General features: G+C 26.5%; 2 protein-coding genes. Both read left to right on the top strand.

Translation table 11 applies throughout. From position 1 onward, the window contains the following. The coding region (locus tag AMN83_RS00070; RefSeq protein WP_179850392.1) for a carbon starvation induced protein CsiD at positions 1-191 on the top strand (191 nt) is incomplete at its 5' end. Between the two features lie 32 nt (positions 192-223). Beyond that, the gene (locus AMN83_RS00065; RefSeq protein WP_256998041.1) at positions 224-499 is read left to right on the top strand and encodes an NAD(P)-binding domain-containing protein; all 276 of its coding nucleotides are present in this window, start codon (positions 224-226) and stop codon (positions 497-499) included. Positions 500-551 lie beyond the last annotated feature (52 nt).

Raw genomic sequence — 551 nt, 5'->3', positions numbered from 1 at the left:
AAGGAAATTTTTTACAAAGATTATCTGATGGATTAGAGGAAAGTAAAAATAAAATAATTACAAAATTACCTGTTGGATTCTCTGTGATTGCAAATAATTATTTCTGGCTTCATGGAAGAAAACCCTTCAAAGAAAACAAGGAATTAAGCAGAGAATTACTAAGAATTAGAGGTTCTTTTTTTGTTAATTAATTCAATATAATCAATATAAAGTATCCAAAATTATGAATTTAGGTTTTATTGGTACTGGAAAAATTGCAGCTTCAGTGATTACTGGAATATGTAAATCAAAAATTCCCTATAAGAAAATTATTATTTCTCCAAGAAACAAAAAAATAGCTCTTGGTTTAAAAAGAAAGTTTAAAAAAATAGTTATTGCCAAAGATAATCAACAAATTGTAGATCAATCTAATTGGGTATTTTTATCTGTTACACCTACTGTTGGTGAAAAAATTATTAAAGATTTAAAATTTAAGTCGACCCAAACAGTTGTTTCATAATATCGTTTAGTGCTTCAGCCGTATCTTCTTCTGTAATATTAACTTCCTTTGG

The organism is Candidatus Pelagibacter communis (assembly GCF_001180025.1).
Taxonomy (GTDB): domain Bacteria; phylum Pseudomonadota; class Alphaproteobacteria; order Pelagibacterales; family Pelagibacteraceae; genus Pelagibacter; species Pelagibacter ubique_A.
Note: the sequence above shows the minus strand (reverse complement) of the source record. Positions and strands in the feature narration are given on the sequence as shown.